The 21,444-nt window shown below is 55.8% G+C and carries 21 protein-coding genes; 5 read left to right on the top strand and 16 right to left on the bottom strand.

Annotated elements, in window-relative coordinates; genetic code table 11:
* Positions 1–7 precede the first annotated feature (7 nt).
* The 10 genes from AC2FI7_RS00775 to AC2FI7_RS00820 form a co-directional block, all read right to left on the bottom strand.
* Entirely contained in the window at positions 8–823 is an 816-nt protein-coding gene (locus AC2FI7_RS00775; RefSeq protein WP_010439461.1) for an ABC transporter substrate-binding protein, read from the bottom strand.
* A gap of 22 nt (positions 824–845) precedes the next feature.
* Entirely contained in the window at positions 846–1,580 is a 735-nt protein-coding gene (locus tag AC2FI7_RS00780) for an ATP-binding cassette domain-containing protein (RefSeq protein ID WP_010439458.1), read from the bottom strand.
* Positions 1,573–2,286, bottom strand: coding sequence for an ABC transporter permease (locus AC2FI7_RS00785; RefSeq protein ID WP_010439456.1), 714 nt, complete (start codon positions 2,284–2,286; stop codon positions 1,573–1,575). The genes AC2FI7_RS00780 and AC2FI7_RS00785 overlap by 8 nt, the downstream gene beginning before the upstream one ends.
* A 155-nt stretch (positions 2,287–2,441) precedes the next feature.
* Positions 2,442–3,431, bottom strand: a complete 990-nt coding sequence (locus AC2FI7_RS00790) for an ABC transporter substrate-binding protein (RefSeq protein WP_010439453.1) — start codon at positions 3,429–3,431, stop codon at positions 2,442–2,444.
* Positions 3,432–3,491: 60 nt separating this feature from the next.
* Positions 3,492–4,337 carry an ABC transporter permease gene (locus tag AC2FI7_RS00795; RefSeq protein ID WP_010439450.1) on the bottom strand — a complete coding sequence of 282 codons (846 nt, stop codon included), beginning with the start codon at positions 4,335–4,337 and terminating at the stop codon, positions 3,492–3,494.
* Positions 4,334–5,251, bottom strand: coding sequence for an ABC transporter permease (locus AC2FI7_RS00800; protein WP_496815535.1), 918 nt, complete (start codon positions 5,249–5,251; stop codon positions 4,334–4,336). Before AC2FI7_RS00800 ends, AC2FI7_RS00795 begins: the two co-directional genes overlap by 4 nt.
* Positions 5,248–5,679 (bottom strand): GNAT family N-acetyltransferase, encoded by a 432-nt coding sequence (locus AC2FI7_RS00805; protein WP_496815537.1) that lies wholly within the window; start codon positions 5,677–5,679, stop codon positions 5,248–5,250. The genes AC2FI7_RS00800 and AC2FI7_RS00805 overlap by 4 nt, the downstream gene beginning before the upstream one ends.
* Entirely contained in the window at positions 5,679–6,476 is a 798-nt protein-coding gene (locus AC2FI7_RS00810) for an ABC transporter ATP-binding protein (protein ID WP_496815539.1), read from the bottom strand. Before AC2FI7_RS00810 ends, AC2FI7_RS00805 begins: the two co-directional genes overlap by 1 nt.
* A 55-nt stretch (positions 6,477–6,531) precedes the next feature.
* Positions 6,532–7,986: a dihydropyrimidinase gene (gene hydA / locus AC2FI7_RS00815; protein ID WP_010439443.1), complete on the bottom strand. Its 1,455-nt coding sequence runs from the start codon at positions 7,984–7,986 to the stop codon at positions 6,532–6,534.
* A gap of 94 nt (positions 7,987–8,080) precedes the next feature.
* The gene (locus AC2FI7_RS00820; protein WP_010439441.1) at positions 8,081–9,331 is read right to left on the bottom strand and encodes a Zn-dependent hydrolase; all 1,251 of its coding nucleotides are present in this window, start codon (positions 9,329–9,331) and stop codon (positions 8,081–8,083) included.
* Positions 9,332–9,500: 169 nt separating this feature from the next.
* Here AC2FI7_RS00820 and AC2FI7_RS00825 point away from each other — a divergent pair, with 169 nt between their 5' ends.
* A complete protein-coding gene (locus AC2FI7_RS00825) occupies positions 9,501–10,109 on the top strand; it encodes a TetR family transcriptional regulator C-terminal domain-containing protein (RefSeq protein WP_010439439.1) in 609 nt (202 codons plus the stop codon).
* A 3-nt stretch (positions 10,110–10,112) separates the two neighbouring features.
* Here AC2FI7_RS00825 and AC2FI7_RS00830 read toward each other — a convergent pair whose 3' ends face one another.
* From AC2FI7_RS00830 to AC2FI7_RS00845, 4 genes are all read right to left on the bottom strand, one after another.
* Entirely contained in the window at positions 10,113–10,592 is a 480-nt protein-coding gene (locus tag AC2FI7_RS00830) for a hypothetical protein (RefSeq protein WP_496815544.1), read from the bottom strand.
* 73 nt (positions 10,593–10,665) lie between these two features.
* Positions 10,666–11,970, bottom strand: coding sequence for an NAD-dependent dihydropyrimidine dehydrogenase subunit PreA (gene preA, locus AC2FI7_RS00835; RefSeq protein ID WP_010439434.1), 1,305 nt, complete (start codon positions 11,968–11,970; stop codon positions 10,666–10,668).
* A gap of 45 nt (positions 11,971–12,015) precedes the next feature.
* The gene (locus tag AC2FI7_RS00840) at positions 12,016–13,350 is read right to left on the bottom strand and encodes an NAD(P)-dependent oxidoreductase (protein WP_010439431.1); all 1,335 of its coding nucleotides are present in this window, start codon (positions 13,348–13,350) and stop codon (positions 12,016–12,018) included.
* 159 nt (positions 13,351–13,509) lie between these two features.
* A complete protein-coding gene (locus tag AC2FI7_RS00845) occupies positions 13,510–14,142 on the bottom strand; it encodes a cupin domain-containing protein (protein WP_010439429.1) in 633 nt (210 codons plus the stop codon).
* Positions 14,143–14,294: 152 nt separating this feature from the next.
* Here AC2FI7_RS00845 and AC2FI7_RS00850 point away from each other — a divergent pair, with 152 nt between their 5' ends.
* From AC2FI7_RS00850 to AC2FI7_RS00860, 3 genes are all read left to right on the top strand, one after another.
* Positions 14,295–15,290: a GT-B fold glycosyltransferase domain-containing protein gene (locus AC2FI7_RS00850; protein WP_010439427.1), complete on the top strand. Its 996-nt coding sequence runs from the start codon at positions 14,295–14,297 to the stop codon at positions 15,288–15,290.
* Between the two features lie 72 nt (positions 15,291–15,362).
* A complete protein-coding gene (locus AC2FI7_RS00855) occupies positions 15,363–16,655 on the top strand; it encodes an O-acetylhomoserine aminocarboxypropyltransferase/cysteine synthase family protein (RefSeq protein WP_010439425.1) in 1,293 nt (430 codons plus the stop codon).
* A gap of 4 nt (positions 16,656–16,659) precedes the next feature.
* Positions 16,660–17,370: a GNAT family N-acetyltransferase gene (locus AC2FI7_RS00860; RefSeq protein ID WP_010439424.1), complete on the top strand. Its 711-nt coding sequence runs from the start codon at positions 16,660–16,662 to the stop codon at positions 17,368–17,370.
* Between the two features lies 1 nt (position 17,371).
* On the opposite strand, the gene AC2FI7_RS00865 is transcribed toward AC2FI7_RS00860, so the two are convergent.
* Positions 17,372–18,067: an SIMPL domain-containing protein gene (locus tag AC2FI7_RS00865; RefSeq protein ID WP_496815548.1), complete on the bottom strand. Its 696-nt coding sequence runs from the start codon at positions 18,065–18,067 to the stop codon at positions 17,372–17,374.
* A 164-nt stretch (positions 18,068–18,231) separates the two neighbouring features.
* Between AC2FI7_RS00865 and AC2FI7_RS00870 the strand changes: the two genes are divergently transcribed.
* The gene (locus AC2FI7_RS00870; protein WP_496815550.1) at positions 18,232–20,157 is read left to right on the top strand and encodes a hypothetical protein; all 1,926 of its coding nucleotides are present in this window, start codon (positions 18,232–18,234) and stop codon (positions 20,155–20,157) included.
* Positions 20,158–20,213: 56 nt separating this feature from the next.
* Here AC2FI7_RS00870 and hppD read toward each other — a convergent pair whose 3' ends face one another.
* Positions 20,214–21,311 (bottom strand): 4-hydroxyphenylpyruvate dioxygenase, encoded by a 1,098-nt coding sequence (hppD, locus tag AC2FI7_RS00875; RefSeq protein WP_010439415.1) that lies wholly within the window; start codon positions 21,309–21,311, stop codon positions 20,214–20,216.
* Positions 21,312–21,444: the final 133 nt, after the last annotated feature.

The raw sequence follows: 21,444 nt of genomic DNA on the forward strand, positions 1-21,444 counted from the left end.
ATGAAATTCATCTTGCGTTCGGAAAGAACATCTGCTGCCCATCCAACTCATAGGATTCAATCGCCGCCTGACCATCAGCACCAATCAACCAATCAATGAACCTCTGCCCCGAAGTTGCACGAACTTTTGAGTGCTTCTCTGGGTTCACCAGAATCACACCATATTGGTTGAACATTCGAGGATCGCCTTCAACCAGGATTTCCAAATCACCTCGATTTCCAAACGAAAGCCATGTTGCGCGATCCGTCAGGATATAAGCGCCCATTCCGCTAGCGATATTCAGCGATGCGCCCATGCCCGCTCCAGCCTCGCGATACCATGTTCCCGACGCAACTGTCGGGTCGACATCTGTCACCTGCCAATAACGCATCTCGGCCTTGTGGGTTCCGCTGTCGTCGCCGCGCGAAACGAAGGGCGCTTTGGAGCTGGCCACTGCCGCAAGGGCTGCGATGATATCGGTATCGCCCTTGACCTCGGCCGGGTCAGATTTCGGGCCGACGAGAACAAAGTCATTATACATGACATCGAACCTCTCAACCCCCCAACCATCAGCAACGAACTGCTCTTCGGCTGATTTGGAATGAACCAACAGGACATCACCATCCCCGTTGATTGCATTTCGGATCGCCTGACCAGTTCCAACAGCCACAACCCGCACATCAATACCGGTTTCGGCCTCAAACCCGGGCAAGATATAATCAAGCAAACCCGAGTTTTGAGTAGAGGTCGTGGACTGCACGATAATAAAGGGTTCTTCCGCCAAACTTGCGCCAGCGGTTAGCCCAAGCGCAACAATTGATGCCCGAATGAAATCAGGGATCATCCCATTTCTCCATCTGTATAAATCAGGTAACGAGGCCACCGGCCAGATACCGGCGCGACTCGTCGCTTTCTGGTGCTTCCAGAACCTGCATTGCTTTACCGTGTTCAACAACTCGCCCTGCTTGCATCATCACTATGTCAGATGCCAACCGGCGTGCTTGTCCAATGTCATGCGTCACCATAACGATGCGTACGCCCCGCTCAGAGGCGCGCAGGATCATCCGTTCGATCATCTGCGTTGCGCTGGGATCCAGTGCGCTGGTGGGTTCATCCAAAAACAACGTCTCGGGGTCCAAGGCCAATGCGCGCAATATTGCGAGCCTTTGCGCCTCACCACCGGAAAGCGAACGCGCGGGTTGACGCGCCTTGCCACCTAGCCCGCCCTCATCCAGCAAGGATTCGATACGATGCTTCCTTTCCGCGCGCGGCATGGATCGCCGTTTCAGAACAAAGTCCAGATTGGCAGCAACAGAACGGCGCAGCAAAACAGGGCTTTGAAATACCATCGCCTGTCGTGCCTTGTGGCGGGCATTCAACACAGCACCGTTCTGACAAACCCGTCCCCGATCTGGTTGTATCAGTCCGTGCAGGCAACGCAGCAGCAGACTTTTACCCGCCCCATTCGGTCCAAGAATAAGGGTCGGGCCCGGACCATCCAGACAAAGGTGCGGGACGTCCAGCAATGCCTTGCCATTACGTGCAATACTCAGGCCGCTCACGTCCAGAATACCCGGCGCCCCGGTCACGACATCACGCATGGCGCAGCCCTTCCCGCTCGGCACGAAGTGTCAGCGCACTGACCATCGCGTTTACCGCCACGGCCAAGCCGATCAGGATCACCCCCAAGGCCAGCGCCATCGCAAGGTTACCTTTGGAGGTTTCAAGAGCGATCGTGGTCGTCATCACGCGTGTGACGTGATTGATGTTTCCACCCACTATGATCACCGCACCAACCTCGGCAATCGCCCGACCAAACCCAGCCAACAAGGCGGTAACCAGCGCCAACCGCGCGTCCCACAACAGCACCGGTACCGACGCCAACCGCGATACCCCAAGCGAGCGGAGCTGTTCGGAATATTCCTCGGCCAGCATTTCAACCACCTGGCGGGTAAGCGCGGCCATGATCGGCGTCACCAGAACCACTTGCGCTATGATCATGGCGGTAGGTGTGTAGAGCAGTTCCAACACACCCAATGGGCCAGATCGGGACAACATCAGGTAAACCAGCAATCCGACGACAACCGGTGGCAATCCCATCAGAGCGTTCATCAAAATGATAAGCGCGCGCCGCCCTGGAAATCGGGCGACCGCCAATGCGGCTCCGACAGGCATACCAATGACTGCCGAAATCAGCACCGCAAACACCGAAACACGCAGCGACAACAGAACAATCGCCCACAACTCGGCATCCCCATTCAGGATCAACGAGATCGCTTGATTGAATTCTGATGCAAAACTCTGCATTCTCTACCCAGTAGATGCCATAACATCACTAAATGCCGCTAATTTCAGTGAAAGACTATACCTTTCAACCAGCAAGTACAGGCACGAATCCGGCATCCACAACAGAAAACGCGGCCCCAATGGGACCGCGTTTAGAGTTGCGCGTTTTGCTGAACTTAGTTCAGCGCAGCATCCGTGATTTGGTGTGTCCAAGCACCATCCGGCTGCTTGGTGATAACTGGATCGGAACCACCGGCCAGCAGAGTCTCAACCGTACGATTGAAATCAGCCGGGTCCAGAGCACCATTCGACCCTGCGGTTAGCTTGGCAATCTCACCCATCATGCGTTTCTGATGCTCTTCGGTCTGGGCACCGGTTGCATCATTTTCAAGCACAATCTCAGCGGCCTCATCCGGATTCTCTTCGGCGTATTTCCAGCCTTTCATCGAGGCACGGACAAAACGCTCCATCTTGTCGGCAAAGGCCGCATCGCTCAGATTTTCCTCAAGCACATAGAGGCCATCCTCAAGCGTAGCGACGCCTTGATCTTCGTATTTGAAGGTCACCAGTTCCTCGGGCGTGACACCGGCATCGATGACCTGCCAGTACTCATTGTAGGTCATAGTGCTAATGCAATCGGCCTGGCGCTGCAGCAACGGATCGACGTTAAAGCCTTGCTTAAGAACCTCGACACCGCTGTCGCTTTTGCCATCGGTGCTGATACCCAGCTGGCTCATCCAGCTCATGAACGGGAATTCGTTGCCAAAGAACCAAACACCCAAAGTACGGTTCTTCAGGTCCTCGGGTGCAGCAATTCCAGCATCCTTCCAACAAGTGAGCATCATGCCTGAGCTTTTGAAGGGCTGTGCGATGTTTACCAGAGGCAGACCCTTTTCACGCGCGGCCAGCGCGGCTGGCATCCATTCGACCGTCACGTCTGCACCACCGCCTGCAATCACCTGAGTGGGTGCAATGTCGGGGCCACCGGGTAGAATTGTAACGTCCAGCCCCTCTTCTTCGTAGAACCCCTTGTCCTTCGCCACATAGTAGCCTGCAAACTGGGCCTGCGTGACCCACTTCAATTGCAGCGTCACCTCATCCGCAGCAAGTGCCGCGCTGGCTGCCAGGCTAAAGGCGGCAACCGCCCCGCTGAGTAGCTTCTTCATCATCATATCTCCTAGTTGCTTATGTTTGCCCCGTTTGTGGGGTCTGTTGAATTATTACATTTATCCTCGCTGAGACGGATGCCAGAAGGTCACCGCCTTTTCGATCATCGCCACAAGGCCGTAAAAGGCCGTCCCTGCCAGCGCTGCGACCACGATCTCGGCCCACACCATATCCAGCGACAATTGCCCGACGCTGGTGGATATCCGAAAGCCCATGCCCAGGGTGGGTGAGCCAAAGAACTCGGCCACGATAGCGCCGATCAGGGCGAGTGTGGTAGAAATCTTTAATCCGTTGAATATGAATGGCATCGCGGCAGGCAGGCGCAGTTTAAGAAAGCTTTGCCAATAGGTGGCCGCATAGGTCTCCATCAAATCCCTCTGCATCGCAGTGGCTTCGCGCAGCCCCGCCACCGTGTTCACCAGCATTGGGAAGAACACCATCACTACGACAACGGCCGCCTTCGAATGCCAGTCGAAGCCGAACCACATTACCAGAATAGGCGCTGTGCCCACGATCGGCAGCGCTGCGACGAAGTTGCCGACAGGAAGAAGCCCGAGCCGCAGGAAATCCCATCGATCCACGGCAATCGCCATCAGGAAGGCCGAACCGCAGCCGATGAGATAGCCACTCAAAGCGCCCTTGATGATCGTTTGTACAAAGTCCGCCCAAAGAGTTGGCAAGCTGTCCCAGAAACGAACCCAGATGACAGATGGTGCCGGCAGGATGACCAATGGCACCTCGAGGCCGCGCACGACCAACTCCCAGATGCCAATGACGGTTAAACCGAAGATCAAAGGCGCAAGAAACCGCACCATCCGTGTGTCGGAATAGGGTCCGCTGGCCAGACGGCTGTTCAACCACCAGCCCAATAACCAGACAGCTATTGCACCAAGAATAGGTATCATTGTGCCATCCCCATCCGTTTCAGAACCGTCCGCTCAATCAGCCCCAACAACCCTACAAGACAAGCGGCAAGAATGGCCGCTGCAAACAGCGCTGACCAGATTTGCACGGTCTGGCCGTAATAGCTGCCTGCGAGCAATCGCGCGCCCAACCCCGCCACAGCACCTGTAGGCAGTTCCCCAACGATGGCCCCTACCAAAGACGCAGCGACGCCAATTTTCAGCGATGTAAACAGATAGGGCATCGAGGCCGGCAGACGCAGTTTCCAGAACCCCTGCGAGCGGCTGGCATTATACGTCCGCAACAGATCAAGCTGCATGGCATCCGGACTGCGCAGCCCTTTCACCATACCAACAACGACGGGGAAGAAACTCAGATACGCCGAAATGATCGCCTTCGGAATGATCCCCTGCACGCCGACCGAATACAGAACTACGATGATCATCGGCGCCAGCGCGATGATTGGGATGGTCTGGCTAACAATCGCCCAGGGCATCACCGACAAGTCCATCACCCGGCTATGCACAATTCCAACGGCCAGCAGAATGCCCAGCCCGGTCCCGATAACGAAACCCAGCATTGTTGCACTTAACGTGACCCAACCATGATAGATCAGCGAGCGTTTTGAGGTGATTTTCTTCTGAACCGTGGTCTCCCACATTTCAATCGCAACCTGATGGGGCGCTGGAAGGCGCGGACGCTCTTGCTCCCATGTTGCAGGTATGGCGAAAGCGTTATTCAGGGCCAAACCGATCTCATCCATGTCTCGGCGATCTTTGGCTGAGGGCGGCTGGACTTCGGCCCCCGCACGCTCCTGTTCAGTCAGAACCCCTTTGATATTCATCGGGATACAGGCCACGTACCACACGATAACAATGGCGGCGAGGACAGTGAGGACTGCAATAATTTGCTTCATGCCTGCCACTCCATCCGTATGACAGGTACCGTGTCAGGCGGCACCGGAGGCTCCCGTCCCGTCTCGATAAACCCTTCGCGACGATAGAACCGCTGAGCGTCCACATTCGGCACATGCGTCGTTAGCCAAAGATGGTCGCGCCCCTCCTTCGCTTTATCCAACAACCGTTTTCCAAAACCCCGTCCCGTCCGCAGACAATAAAGCGCGCCCACTTTGTTCTCGACCGGATCAACCGACATGTAACAATCAGGCGGATCTCCGGCGACCCAGATGTCCCGGTTGGGAAACGCCTCACGGATCAGGCTTGCAAGTTCCTCTTGCGGCAGTTCATCGGGCATCCAGCCCGTCTGCTTCGCCCAGGTCCAAATGATCCGCGCGCAATCTGTCACTTCATCTAAAGACGCCCGTCTGATGCCGTCACCCGCCATCAAACATCATCCCCATGACCGGCCCTCAGCCCCTCGCGCACGCGATGAGCAACTTCGATAAACTCGGGCGTATCGCGGATATCCAATGGCCGCTCTTTCGGCAGAGGACTATCGATCACATCTGTGATCCGACCAGGCCGCGGGCTCATAACCACGATCTTGGTGCTGAGATACACCGCCTCGGGAATCGAATGGGTCACGAAACCGATAGTCTTCTCGGTCCGAGCCCACAGCGCCAAGAGCTGTTCGTTCAGATGGTCGCGTACAATCTCATCCAAAGCACCGAACGGTTCATCCATCAGCAAGATGTCTGCATCAAAGGCCAGGGCTCGCGCAATGCTGGCTCGCTGCTGCATACCGCCTGATAGCTGCCAGGGGAATTTGCCCCCAAACCCTTCAAGATCAACGAGTTCCAAGACCTTATTAACCCGCTCATCCTGCTCAGTAGACGAATATCCCATAATCTCAAGCGGCAGCTTGATATTCTTCGCAATTGTTCGCCACGGATACAGCCCCGCCGCCTGAAACACATACCCGTAGGCCCGGTTTCTCCGCGCCTCATCCGGGGCCATACCATTTACGGTCAAAGACCCGCCCGTCGGTCTCTCAAGCGCCGCGATGCAGCGCAGGAAAGTGGTTTTACCACAGCCGGAAGGGCCGATGAAACTGACAAACTCCCCCTTGCCAATCGACAAGTTCACATCTTTCAGCGCATGAATAGGCCCATCATTCGTCTGAAATGTAAGATCCAGCTGCCTTGCCTCAATAACGGGCTGAGTAGTATTTTCTGTATTCATTCCATTGCCTTGAAGAAGCTCAGACCTGGGTCGCCGGAAAGGCGACCCAAGGGGTTTACACACCCGTTGCCGGTATACCTGTCCGCTCAACAGGCCGGGGCGCTGTCAACTCTTTCCAGGTGCTCAGCGCCTTGTTCACATGGGTATTGGCCTCACGCGCCACGAACTTCCCGTGCCCTTCCTGAGTCTGAATCTCACCATCATGTACGGCCACCGCACCGCGGGTCAGCGTGAACCGGGGCAACCCGCGCACTTCCTTGCCTTCAAACACGTTGTAGTCGATGGAGGATTGCTGTGTCTCGGCCGAGATTACCTTGGCCTTGTCCGGGTCCCAAACAACCAAATCAGCATCCGCGCCCACAAGAATTGCGCCCTTTTTCGGATAGCAATTCAATATCTTGGCGATGTTAGTTGAAGTAACGGCCACGAACTCATTCGGCGTCAGACGCCCGGTATTCACCCCATGGGTCCATAGCATCGGCATCCGATCTTCCAACCCTCCGGTCCCGTTCGGAATCTTGGTGAAATCACCCACGCCATACCGTTTCTGCTCCGTCGTAAACGCACAATGGTCTGTGGCCACAACGCTCAACGTTCCAGACTGTAGACCATTCCAAAGGCTGTCCTGATGCTGCTTGTTCCGGAACGGAGGGCTCATAACCCGACGTGCCGCGTGTTCCCAATCGTGGTGGAAGTACTCGCTTTCATCCAAGGTCAGGTGTTGGATCAATGGCTCGCCCCATACACGCTTGCCCTGCATCTTGGCGCGCCGAATGGCCTCATGCGCCTCTTCGCAGGAGGTATGCACCACATAGAGCGGCACACCTGCCATATCTGCGATCATGATCGCCCGGTTGGTCGCCTCGCCTTCCACCTGCGGTGGACGGGAATAGGCATGCGCTTCTGGCCCTGTATTTCCTTCTGCCAACAACTTCGCACTCAGCTCAGCAACCACATCTCCATTCTCGGCATGGACCATCGCAGTGCCACCTAGCTCCGCAAGACGTTTGAACGAGGCAAAAAGCTCATCGTCGTTCACCATCAGCGCGCCTTTATAGGCCATGAAATGCTTGAAGGTGTTGATGCCGCGCGTCTCGATGACGGTTTTGATGTCATCAAACACCTGCTCACCCCACCAGGTCACCGCCATGTGGAACGAATAATCACAGTTTGCCCGCGTTGACTTGTTGTCCCAGCGTTTCAGCGCGTCCAACAAGCTTTCACCCGGATTGGGCAGCGCAAAATCCACCACCATCGTGGTCCCGCCAGCCAGCGCCGCGCGCGTCCCGCTTTCAAAATCGTCACTGGAATAGGTGCCCATAAACGGCATTTCCAAATGCGTATGCGGGTCGATCCCACCGGGCATGACATAACAGCCCGACGCATCAAGTTCCTTGTCACCACGCAGGTCCGGCCCAATTTCGGTAATCACGCCACCTTCAACCTTCACGTCCGCCTTGTAGGTCAGATCAGCGGTCACAACGGTTCCGTTCTTGATCACAGTGCTCATGTTAAACTCCCTGATGCGGTCTGCGCCGCTTGCTTCATCTGGCTAAAAATATCCCCCCGGGGGGGGGGCCCATCGGGCGACGGGGTAAAGCCCCCTATTCCACGATCTCGGCCGTTTCAACGACGGCGTGCAGCAAAACATCCGCCCCGGCTGCAGCCCAATCCTTGCTGATTTCTTCAGCCTCATTGTGGCTGAGCCCATCCACGCAGGGGCACATCACCATCGCTGTCGGGGCAACTCGATTGATCCAGCAGGCATCATGTCCCGCGCCTGAAATGATATCTGTATGTGAATAACCCAACCGTTCAGCCGCGTCGCGCACCGCAGCCACGCAACCTTCATCGAATTTTACTGGATCAAAGCCGCCAACCTTCTCGAATTCGATCTGCAGTCCCATCTCATTGACGATATCCTCTGCCGCGACGCGCAGCCGGTTCTCCATATCGGTGATCACATCCAACTCGGGTGATCTGAAATCGACCGTAAACACCGCCTTTCCCGGGATCACATTGCGCGAGTTCGGGTACACGTCGATATGACCCGCCGCACCAACGGCATGAGGCGCATGTGACCACGCAATCTCATCCACTTTCTCAAGAATACGTGCCATTGCCAGCCCGGCATTCTTACGCATCGGCATCGGAGTAGACCCGGTATGCGCATCCTTGCCAGTCACTGTGACTTGGGTCCAGCTTAGCCCCTGGCCATGCGTGACAACGCCGATATCCTTGCCCTCGGCTTCCAGTATGGGGCCCTGTTCGATGTGCAGTTCGAAGAACGCGTGCATCTTGCGCGCACCCACCTCTTCATCACCGCGCCAGCCGATACGGTTCAACTCATCCCCGAATTTTTTGCCCTCGGCATCCTCACGATCATAGGCCCAATCCTGCGTGTGCATTCCGGCGAATACGCCCGAAGACAACATCGCAGGCGCGTATCGCGTCCCCTCTTCGTTGGTCCAGTTGGTCGCGACGATGGGGTGCTTGGTTTTGATCCCAAGATCATTCAACGTGCGAATGATCTCCAACCCACCCAACACGCCAAGCACACCGTCGTATTTGCCGCCAGTCGGCTGAGTATCCAGATGCGACCCAACATATACCGGCAACGCTTCAGCATCAGCGCCTTCTCGACGGGCGAACATGTTACCCATCTGGTCCAATCCCATGGAGCAACCCGCGTCCTCGCACCACTTTTGAAACAATGCGCGCCCTTCGGCATCCTCATCAGTCAACGTCTGGCGATTATTGCCACCCGCCACACCGGGCCCGATCTTGGCCATCTCCATCAGGCTGTCCCATAACCTGTCGCCATTGATCCTGAGATTCTGCGCCGGAGCTGCCATCTTTTTCTTCCCTGTTGCTTGCGATTTAGCTCGCTTTTGGTGTCTTGATTTGACCATCTGGTCAAACTCACGCTATCACGGGTTCGACATCAGTCAAGAAAATGCATGGTATTGCCGAAATTTTCGACATATCCGCCACGCAGAAAACCAAAAATAGGCACAGGGAAACATGCCCAAGGACCGCGCGCCAACACGGATTCAGCAAAAAAACCGAGCAGCGATTCTAGACGCTGCCCTGAATGTGTTCTCTGCACATGGATATCGCGGGGCCACCGTTGACCAAATCGCCACCGAGGCGGGATTGAGCAAACCCAATCTGCTCTATTACTTCCCGTCAAAAGAGGCGATTCACACTGCCCTTCTAACTGGCTTACTTGAGGTATGGTTGGCACCTTTGCACGAGCTTGACGAAAACGGAGAGCCGCTGGAAGAGATCTTATCTTACGTCCGCCGAAAGCTTGAGATGAGCCGCGACCTCCCCCGCGAAAGCCGCCTGTTTGCAAATGAACTGGTTCAGGGAGCGCCTCGCATTCACGATGCTTTATCCAGCGATCTCAAGAAGCTGGTCGATGAAAAAACAGCCATCCTTACCCGTTGGATGGATCAGGGAAAGATTGCGCGCCTGCATCCCTATCATTTGATTTTCTCAATCTGGGCTCTGACCCAGCATTATGCAGATTTTGACGTGCAGGTTCGCGCAATCTTGGGCGATGAAGATCCTTTTGAAGGCGCCGAGACTTTCGTTGACACACTCTATCGCAAACTTCTAACGCCGTAGACGTTACTTCGCCGGTTTCAGGGCTAGAATACGCTTCAAAATCACGATGGTCATGGCCAGAATTATAGTCAAGTCGCCCATTGTATTGACTGTGTTGGTTTTGGGTACTTTTCCGGCATCCCGTACAATTGCGGTGTACATCTTGGGCTGCTGAACACCTACTGAATGCTCACGTTCGGATGCTTTAATGAAAGTGCTAAAGTCCTTAAGAGATTTAACCTTTTTCGTAACTTGGTTCAGAAATCTCTGATCCAGTTGCCGGTCCTCTTTCAGCTTCTTAAGCATCTCTTCGATCGAGCGTCGAAGTTTGATCAATTGTTCCAGATCCTTTTTGACCTGCTTTTGATGTTTCACAAAATTTTTTGCAGCAAGCGCGTCGCGCTGTTTCGCTTTGGAAAGGGCGACATTCTTCTTGGATGTATCCCGATCAAGCTTTGTGACCCGGTTGCCACCTTTGTTCCGACCCATTGGTGCCGCTGACATGACATGCTCCTTTGATCCTGTCCGTCAGCGGCAGTGTATCACCGAACCGGTTGTAGCGGGATTCCGGAATCTCTTACTCGGCGGCCTTGGCCATCGGATTGTTCGGATGCGTTGTCCAGTTGGCATATTCGGGATTAACCACTTTGCCCGTGCGCGGATCAACCTCTCCGGCCGCCATTGGCTCCATCGAGATACAGCCTTCGACCGGGCAGACATCGACACACAGGTTGCAGGCAACGCATTCTTCATCGATGACTTCGAATACCCGATCTGCCGACATCGAAATCGCCTGATGGCTGGTGTCCTCGCAGGCGGCATAGCAGCGGCCACACTTGATACACTGGTCCTGATCAATTTTCGCTTTTGCGATGTAGTTGAGATTCAAATATTGCCAGTCAGTGACATTGGGCACCGCGCGGCCGATCACCTGATCGATGCTGGTATAGCCTTTCTCGTCCATCCATTCTGACAAGCCTGCAGTCAGTTCGTCGATGATCTTAAAGCCATAGGTCATTGCTGCGGTGCAGACCTGAACATTACCACAACCAAGCGAGATAAACTCTGCAGCGTCGCGCCAAGTGGTCACGCCGCCGATGCCCGAGATCGGCAGGCCACGCGTGGCTTCAGCCCGCGCAATCTCTGACACCATGGACAAAGCAATCGGCTTCACCGCCGGACCACAATAGCCACCATGGCTGCCTTTGCCGTCAATCGATGGTTCGGGGCTGAACGTATCCAGATTTACACTGGTGATCGAGTTGATCGTATTTATCAGCGACACCGCATCCGCACCGCCGTTCTTAGCTGCCGCTGCGGGTTTGCGGATATCGGTTATGTTCGGCGTCAGTTTCACGATAACCGGGCGGTCGTAGTACTGTTTGCACCACCGGGTCACCATTTCGATGTATTCCGGCACCTGCCCAACAGCCGAGCCCATGCCGCGCTCGCTCATCCCATGCGGGCAACCGAAATTCAGCTCGATCCCATCCGCGCCAGTTTCAGCCACGCGTGGCAGAATGGCCTTCCACGCGGCTTCTTCACAGGGCACCATGATCGAGGCGATCAGCGCGCGATCTGGGTAGTCGGCCTTAACACGGGCCATTTCCTCAAGGTTCACCTCAAGTGGCCGGTCGGTAATCAGTTCGATGTTGTTGAGCCCCAGCAGCCGGCGGTCCGCCCCGTAGATCGCGCCATAACGCGGCCCATTTACGTTTACGACCGGAGGGCCTTCGGACCCCAAAGTCTTCCATACCACGCCGCCCCAACCGGCCTCAAAGGCGCGGCGGACATTGTATTCCTTGTCAGTCGGCGGCGCCGAGGCCAGCCAATAAGGGTTTGGACTTGAAATTCCCAGAAAGTTTGATTTTAAATCAGCCATTTATCCGGCCTCCCTGATGCAGGTTTGCATCTTTGCCTTTGAGTTTCACGCGCTCAGAGCAGCATGGATATCCATCGCTGCATCGCGGCCCTCGGCCACTGCGGTAACGGTCAGGTCTTCACCACCTGCTGCACAGTCTCCGCCAGCCCACACGCCGGTCATCGAGGTGCGTCCTGCCCCAGTCACAGCAATCTTATTGCCATCCAGCGTTAGCCCTTCCGGCGCACCGTCAAGCGCCTGACCGATGGCCTTGAAAACCTGATCGGCAGGCACACGAACGGTTTCTCCTGTACCGGTCAGTCGACCATCATGACTAGCAGTATACTCCAATTCGATTTCAGCCGCGGCTCCATTTCCGTGAATGGCCACAGGTTGAACGTTGCACAGAATTCGAACACCGTGCGACGCCGCCAAATCCTGCTCGTACCGGCTGGCCCCCATTGCGTCGCGACCTCGGCGATAGGCGATGGTGACGTGCTCTGCCCCCAGCAGCTTCGATTTCACTGCCGCGTCTACCGCTGTCATGCCGCCGCCAATCACAACGACATTCCGACCGACCGGGAGATCAGCCAGGTCGCTGGCCTGCCGCACATCCGAGATAAAGTCGACCGCCGGGCGCACCCCGTCTTTATCGACCCCATCTGCACGTAGCGCATTCACCCCTGCCAGTCCGATCGACAGGAACACAGCGTCATAGTTCTGTTGCAGCCCTTCCAGTGAAATCGTCTCACCCAGAACCGAGTCGGTCTCAATCGCAATTCCACCGATTTTTAGCAGCCAATCGACTTCGGCCTGCGCAAAATCATTGGTCGATTTATACGCTGCAATGCCGTATTCGTTCAGCCCGCCCGGCTTGGGTTTGCCTTCGTGGATCACCACATCATGCCCCAGCATCGCAAGACGGTGGGCGCAGGCCAGACCAGCGGGCCCTGCCCCTACCACGGCGACCGTCTTGCCCGTTGACGTGGCGCGCTCGAACGGATGCGCGCCCGAGGCCATCACGTCATCAGTTGCATATCGCTGCAGGCGTCCAATCTCGACCGGCTTGCCTTCGGCCGTCTCACGCACGCAAGCCTCTTCACAAAGAGTCTCCGTCGGACAGACCCGGGCGCACATGCCGCCTAGGATATTTTGTTCCAGAATCGTCTGCCCTGCTGCCTGCGGTTGCCCGGCCTGAATCTGACGAATGAACAACGGAATATCGATATCCGTCGGACAGGCCGTTACACATGGTGCGTCATAGCAGAAATAGCAACGATCTGCTGCCACGGCTGCCTCATGCGGAGCCAGAGGCGGATGCAGATCGGTGAAATTCGAGGTCAGCTCATCGCTGGAAAGCCGCCCGGAGACGATCCCGGGTGCCATCTGGCCCTGTGCCATCACTCTACTCCCTGTAGATATGTTTGTTATGAGCTTCAGCTTGCCACATTCTGATTTTTTATCAATTGGTAAATTTACCAAATGGTCAAAAAAATAGAAATCCGGGAAAAATGGCCCGGATTTCCTTAATAATTGCCCACATTGTTAGCACGTTTGGTGTCAGATCATCCCGCTTAGGTGGCCGGATTTGATCCAAACGCGGGCTCCACCCTCTCCTGCGATGGCTGTCGAGCGTGATCCAGGTGGTAGTCGCAGCCAATCCCAAACACCAAATTCTTCGCCTGTCTCGATAAAGCTGCCTTCGAGAACGAAGACCTCAAGCCCCTTGCCAGCGTCCAGTTCAATTTGCTCACCAGCAGCCCAGCATTGCACCTGAACATCCTCATGCGCATCCTTGAACAAATCGATATCTCCGCCCCCGTTGATGGAACGACGCACTTCGGTGCGGTCTTTGGGGTCGAACTGGTGAAGCTTGACGAGGATCGTCGCGCCTTTGCTGGCCGAGGGAGTGTGGGATGAAGTCGGAGGATTACGCACATAGCTGCCGACCGGAAAATCTCCGGTTTCATCCTGAAACACACCATCCAGCACCAGATATTCCTCGCCTCCGTCATGGGTGTGCGCTGAAAATGCGCTGCCAGGGGCAAAACGCACGATGGTTGTGGCCCGCGCCACTTCCTCGCCAATGCGGTCCAGCATCTTGCGTTCAACGCCGGCGGCCGGTGACGCGACCCATGCGGTTTGATCAAAGTGAACGGCGACCCGCTGGGTGAAATCTGCATTGACGCGCATCTGCAATCCTCCTGCGTTGCTGTCACATTAGATGGGAGCACGAGCCGGATTTGCAAACCGGTCATGTTTGGGGTTTTGACGCCCTTCACAGCTTGTTGTACTTCCGGTTGAGACCGGTGCCCAATTCCGGCCCGTTTAGAAAGCGCAAAAAGATGCAGGCAAGCCCAACGACGTTCAACATCCTCATCATCGGGCAAAACAACCGTCTGCAATACGAGGCACTCTTGTTCGCGGCATCGCTGCGCCACAGCTCACCCGGGTTTAGCGGACGTTTATTCGTTGGCGTTCCTCAAAAAGGCCCCTTGTGGCCCCAAGACCCGAGCATTCAGGATGAGGATGTGTTGCAAGCCTTGCGGCAATTGGGTGCTGAGATCCTTCCCTTCGAATCGCAAACCTTTGGAGCAAGCTATCCCCACGGCAACAAGATCGAAGCGCTGTTGGCTATGCCCGAAGGCGAGCCATTTGTCTTCTTCGACACCGATACATTGATCACCGGTGAAATTGCCGATGTGCCATTTGATTTCAACCGGCCCGGCGCCTCGCTCCGTGTCGAAGGCACATGGCCGAAGCCCACACTTTATGGCCCCGGTTATGACGGCATCTGGCGCGCGCTTTATGACCGATTCGGGCTGGATTTCGAAAGCTCGCTCGATTCCAGACAGCCACCGGGATATTGGCGACACTACCTGTATTTCAATGCGGGATACTTCTTCTACAAATGCCCTCACCAGTTTGGTCGGCGGTATCTTGATTACGCCCGTACCATTCGGGACGAAGGTATCCCGGAACTCACCGGGCAGGTCCTAGACCCCTGGCTGGATCAGGTGGCATTGCCGCTGGTCATCCACTCGTTCGGCGGTGGTCGGGATGCGCTGCCAAAAGGTCTGCTGGATGGGTCAGTCAGCTGCCATTATCACCTGTTTCCGATGCTCTATGCGCGAGAAAGCGATCATGTGGTCGAGGTGCTAGAGACCGTTGTGGCTCCCAACAAGATCAAGAAGGTGCTCAAAGGCTATGATCCGATGAAGAAATTGGTGATCCAGCGCAAAGGTGCAAAAATCCGGGCAATGTTCGACAGGAACAACCTGCCAGCACGCGAACAGGTCATACGCAAGACCATCAAGGCCAAGGGACTTTGGCTGCGGTGACGTGGACATTGTGTGGTGTAAAGCAATGTCCTAGAGATTTACTAACGCACATTCCAACAGGAGATTTCGAAGATGTCTGATGGCCCCACCTATGGTTTCGACACGCTGCAGATTCACGCCGGGGCGCGCCCCGACCCCGCTACCGGCGCGCGTCAGACTCCGATCTACCAGACTACGGCCTATGTGTTTCGCGATGCCGACCATGCTGCTGCGTTGTTCAACTTGCAGGAAGTTGGGTTCATCTATTCGCGTCTGACCAACCCGACCGTCGCCGTTTTGCAGGAACGCGTGGCAACGCTTGAGGGCGGTGTCGGCGCTGTTTGCTGTTCCTCGGGTCACGCGGCACAGATCATGGCGCTATTCCCACTGATGGGTCCGGGCTGCAACGTGGTCGCCTCAACCCGCTTGTACGGGGGCACGGTCACGCAGTTTAGCCAGACCATCAAACGTTTCGGATGGTCGGCCAAATTTGTCGACACCGACGATCTGGACGCCGTAAAAGCCGCCATCGACGAAAACACCCGCGCGGTGTTCTGCGAATCCATCGCCAACCCTGGCGGTTATGTCACTGACATCCGCGCGCTTGCGGACGTCGCAGACGCGGCTGGCATCCCGCTGATCGTCGACAACACCTCGGCCACGCCCTACCTGTGCCGTCCGATCGAGCATGGCGCGACTCTGGTCGTGCATTCAACCACCAAGTACCTGACCGGTAACGGCACTGTCACCGGCGGCTGTATCGTGGATTCGGGTAAGTTTGACTGGTCTGCGAATGACAAATTCCCCTCGCTCAGCGAGCCCGAGACTGCGTATCACGGCCTGAAATTCCACGAGACTTTCGGCCCGCTGGCCTTCACTTTCCACGGCATTGCCATCGGTCTGCGCGATCTGGGTATGACCATGAACCCGCAGGCAGCACATTATACCCTTATGGGGATCGAGACACTCTCACTGCGGATGGAGCGACATGTCGAAAACGCCCAAAAGATCGCCGCCTGGCTGGAAGCGGATGATCGCGTGGACTACGTGACCTATGCAGGCCTTCCCTCGTCGCCTTATCATGATCGGGTCAAAGCGCATTACCCGCGCGGGGCCGGTGCGCTATTCACATTTGCGGTCAAGGGCGGATATGACGCCTGCATCAAGCTGGTCAACGCGTTGGAAATCTTCAGCCATGTGGCCAACTTGGGCGATGCGCGCTCGCTGATCATCCACTCTGCCTCGACGACCCATCGTCAGTTGACGCCTGAGCAGCAGGAAGCTGCAGGCGCGGGCCCGGGAGTCGTGCGCGTCTCCATCGGCATCGAAGACGCAGACGATCTGATCGCCGATCTGGATCAAGCGCTATCCAAGGCGAGCGCCTAATCCAATGACCAAGCACGACACAAACGAACTGGGCCAGCCCATTGGCTTGCCGGTCACGGGCGAGTTTCCTCGCCCCACCCCGCCTTACACACCGATGCAGGGCCGGTTCTGTTCCGTTGTGCCGCTAGATGTGAACCGGCATGCGCCCGGATTGTACCGGGCGTTTGCCAGTGACACGGATGGCCATGACTGGACCTATCTGCCTTATGGCCCCTTCGCCTCTGAGGCTGATTTCACCACATGGGCGCAGAACAACTGCATGGACGCCGATCCCATGTTCCATACGGTGTTGGATGCCGACGAAACGCCGGTGGGTATGGCCTCGTATTTGCGTGTCGAACCAGCAGCGGGTGCAATCGAGGTGGGCCATATCCATTTCTCACCCCTGCTCCAACGCAAACCGCAATCAACCGAAGTAATGTATCTGATGATGCGACGGGTGTTCGATGAGCTTGGCTATCGCCGTTACGAATGGAAATGCGACGCTTTGAACGCACCCTCAAAGCGCGCGGCCGAACGCTTGGGATTTACGTTCGAAGGTATTTTCCGACAAGCGACCCATTACAAAGGGCGTAACCGGGATACCGCTTGGTTCTCTATTATCGACAGCGAATGGCCGCGCATTCGCGCAGCATTCGAGAATTGGCTTGCACCGGGGAATTTCGATGCGGCGGGCCAGCAGCGACAACCGCTGCAAGCCCACGTTGGAGCGTAGCTTAGTCCGCGATTTCGAACTCCATAGCGATATTGACTGATACGGAGATCTCTCCACCCGCTACCGGAACGCCACCGGCGTCAGACATCGCCATTTCGCGCATCTGGGCCATCGGGCGAACGCCCCCACCGTGATCGTTTATCGAAATCACAGGACCCAAAGTCACGCCTGAGGCCTCGGCCAATTGTTGCGCCTTATCGGTTGCGTCTACGACCGCTTTCGCGCGCGCTTCGGCCTCAAGCGGCTTAGGCTCCTGTACACTGAAGCTCAAGCCGCCAAAATCATTGGCCCCGTCCTTGATGACGGCATCCATAATCTGACCCAGTTTATCCAAATCCCGAACCCGAACAGAAACACGGTTTGAGGCTGTAAATCCGGTGATCCTGGGTGCTTCGTCGTTTGAGTTCCTGTGCCCAGACCAGACTGGTGACAACGACAGATCGCGGGTCTGCACATCCCGTGATTCCAAGCCCATCTCATCTAACCGTTTTAGAATCTGTGTCACAGCGTCAGAGGTCGCCTGCATCGCAACCGATGCCTGGGCGTCCTGGTTCGTCACGCCAAGCGTTATGGTTGCCATATCTGGCGCAGCCACGGCCGTTCCGGTTCCACTGACGGTGATGCGACGTTCTTCCGCATGGGCAGGCAACGCCGCGACGGCTGCGGTCATGGCAGCCAGAAAAGCAAGTGTCTTCAAGGTGATCTCTCCTTATGACTTGTCGCTAAGATGGGTGTCATACTCCGTACACGGCAAGGGGGAAACGCGCCTTTTTCTTTCCCTCGGCGAGTTCCTGCTCTAATCTCGTCGGGCAGACATCCAAGCGTTTGCATTGAAGCTGACAATTATGGTTCATCGCGATCATGAAACCCGCCTTTGTGCTGTCATTTTCTGAAAACGGTATTTCCTTGCATCACCAGTCGGATGGAGACTGGTACTGCATTGGCACTATCCCGTTGGATGCACCGGATTTCACTGATCAGATCCGGACCCTTCGCGATCAGGGATTCGCACTAGAAAACAACCTAAGCTGCAAGCTCGTGATTCCTTCGGATCAGGTACGTCTTTTGACGGTCGATACCGATGGAATGGATACCGAAGCGGCAACGCAGAAAGTTGAAGAAACATTAGCCTCAGCAACACCATACCAGTTGTCCGAGCTGACCTTTGTCGCAACTCCGAACGGTTCGGACATTCACGTCGCAGCAGTCGCGCAGCAAACTTTGAAAGAAGCGCACTCATTTGCGGTGGAACATGGATTTATCCCAGAAGGGTTCTGGCTTAGTGCCAATGGTGAAGACGCTCTATCAGGGTCCGTTTACGAAGTGCCTGCGTCTGAGATGGACTTCCAGTCAAATGAAATCAGCTCTGCGCTCGTGGCAAAATCGCCGGAAGCCACGCCTGATGAGGCATCGAGTATTCCCATTCATCCCATCGCGGATACCGCTGATCCGACCGCTTTCCGTTCCGCTCAAAGCGCTGAATCGCCCGCGATCTCTTCGTCGGTAGAGGTGAAAAAATATGTCATTCCGGCGGTTGCTGCATCCGTTCTATTGGGCATGGTACTTGGTCTCTGGTCACTGAACAGCGATGAACCTATGGTCGATGCCCCAGAACCAGTCGTGGCAGAGGCGCCCGTTTTAGTTCCAGAGCCACAGCAAGATGTCCCGACAACCGTGGAACCCAGCGCACCAGATGTTGCGGAACTCGCAATTGAACCTGAACCCGCCGAGCCGAACACCGGTGACGAAACTGATCTGTCTGCAACTGATGAGGCCATTCTCGAAGCTTTGAAGGTTGCTCCTGAACCGGTTGAAGAGATTTCTGGCCTGCCAGATTTCGGGACAGAGTTTCATGACTTCACTGGGACCGCGCCTGTTGAACCGAACCCGTTGGCCGAACCACCGCTGGAACAGCTTGCTGATGTCTATCTAACTTCGGTTGATCGCGCTGATCTGTCGACCGACACCGTTGCCCTGCCACCGCATGAAAGCCTCGAAACTGACGAAGCTTTTGAGTTGACCACCCTGCCCGGCGCCGCGGGTCAGAGGTTTGAGTTGGACGAACGTGGTCTGGTGACGCCGACCGCAGAGGGCACTCTGAATCCAGCCGGTGTGATGGTCTACCTGGGCCGCCCTTCATCGGTGCCTCCGGAATCCCCTACACGGTTTGAGACAGAGCCCGTTGTTGTTGAAGAGGTTGACGAAAGGCTCGCATCAATCCGACCCCGCCCAAGGCCCAACAACCTCGTTGATCAATTCGAAAGACAACAATTGGGTGGCCGGTCTCGTCAGGAATTGGCCTCGGTGCGACCAAAACTGCGCCCGAAAAGCCTGCAATCCAAGCCCGAGGTTGACGAAACACCAACCGCTCTGGCGGTGGTTCTTGTTCCACGCCCCAAGCCACGCCCTGCGAATATCGCCGCATTGGTTGCCAAGAAACCCAGCACCCAAAGTGCTTCGCTGGGATCGACCGCGAATGTGGCAACCAGCAGTGATGAGGCCGGTTCATTCCAGCCCAGGGCTGTAAAACCCAAGATACCGACAACCGCCTCGGTTGCGCGACAGGCGACCATCGACAATGCCATCAACCTACGCAAACTCAACCTGATCGGTGTATATGGCACCCCGGCCAATCGCCGTGCCCTGGTGCGCCTGCCCAGCGGGCGCTACAAGAAGCTGAAAGTGGGTGATCGTATCGATGGTGGGAATGTCGTGGCCATCGGAGATAGCGAATTGCGCTATCAGAAACGCGGTAAGAACATCACCCTCAAGATGCCACGCGGATAAAAGAAGAGCGCCCTGTTTGGTAAACGGAGCGCTCAGTTATTTTCATTGATCTCAGATCAGGCGGCCGAAATCTCACCTGATTCAATCTGCTCGCGTTCAATCGATTCAAACAGGGCTTTGAAGTTACCCTCACCAAACCCATCGTCGCCTTTGCGCTGAATGAATTCAAAGAAGATCGGGCCGATTACGGTTTTCGAGAAGATCTGAAGCAGGATCTTGGTCTCACCCCCATCAACAACGCCTTCGCCGTCGATCAGAATACCGTGCTTCATCATTCGATGCTTGGGCTCATCATGGCCAGACACACGGTCGTAAGACATGTCATAATATGTCTCGTTCGGGCCAGGCATGAACTTCAACCCCTTTTCGGCAATCGCATCGGTCGAGCCATAGATATCATCGCTACCCACCGCAATATGCTGGATACCCTCGCCATTGTATTTCTTTAGGTAAGAGACGATCTGCCCGGTTTCACCCCGGTCCTCATTGATCGGTATGCGGATGCGACCGCAAGGAGAAGTCAGCGCTCGGCTGAAAAGACCTGTATGTTTGCCCTGAATGTCAAAGAAGCGAATTTCGCGGAAGTTGAACAGGTCGCCGTAGAATTTGAACCACTTGTCCATGTTACCCTTGAACACGTTGTGGGTCAGGTGATCGAGGTAATAGAACCCATCACCGCGCGGTTTCGATTGCTCCAGCCACTCAAACTCCTCGTTATAGGGCGAGGTGTCATAATACTGATCGATGAAATAGATCAGCGAGCCACCGATACCCTTGATCGCCGGGACATTCATGGTCTTGTCGGCACCGTCATAGGGCTCGGCCCCTTTGGCAATCGCGTGCTCATAAGCCTTCTGCGCATCCACGACACGCCAGCCCATCGCAGGGGCGCAAGGACCATGCTCGGCGACGAATTTCGCGGCAAAGCTGTCCGGATCAGCATTCAGGATGTAGGTCACATCACCCTGTTGCCACAGCTCAACCTTGGGGGTGTCGCGGTGGTAGCCGACATATTCGAACCCCATCCGCGCAAACAGATCGCGCAGTTCCTGCGGTTCGGGGTGGGCAAATTCAACGAACTCGAACCCGTCGGTGCCGGCTGGGTTTTCTTCGCTGATGACAGATTTCGGGGCATTATGCGGGAAAGGACCCATGGCGCGTCTCCTTGGAAAACAGGAATTTCTTTGCTGATTCAAAAATACGCCTTATTCGGTGCTGTTTCTGCGCATTGTTTTCATGTAGACTGAATTTGAGCGCGGAACATCCGCACGAAACACACAAAAACCG

This window comes from Ruegeria sp. YTSA064 (assembly GCF_059610325.1).